The organism is Pseudomonas sp. BJa3, from assembly GCF_026343815.1.
Classification (GTDB): domain Bacteria; phylum Pseudomonadota; class Gammaproteobacteria; order Pseudomonadales; family Pseudomonadaceae; genus Aquipseudomonas; species Aquipseudomonas soli.
This window is the reverse complement of the sequence record NZ_JAOXMC010000520.1, coordinates 1-239: the sequence shown is the minus strand read 5'-3', so window position 1 is coordinate 239 and position 239 is coordinate 1. Positions and strand designations below refer to the sequence as shown.

Annotated in this window: 1 protein-coding gene; it reads right to left on the bottom strand. The window is 69.9% G+C overall.

The genetic code is table 11. The features are described from left to right. Positions 1-239: efflux RND transporter permease subunit (locus tag OH705_RS28645; protein WP_267303625.1), on the bottom strand; the 239-nt coding region annotated here is incomplete at both ends.

Below are 239 nucleotides of genomic sequence, written 5' to 3'. Positions count from 1 at the left end.
GCACGCCCTTGTCCTGGGAGTCGCTGTTGACGTCCACCAGCTGCGGCAGCTTGCGCATCGCCGCCACGACCATCGGCGCCCATTCGCGGAGCATGGTCAGGTCGTCGCTGCGCAGGGTGAATTCGTACTGCGCGTTGCTGTCGCGGCCGCCCAGGCGCACGTCCTGGCCGGCGTTGAGATAGAGCGCCGCGCCGGGCACCTTGGCGATCCGCTCGCGCAGCCGGGTGAGGACCTTCTCC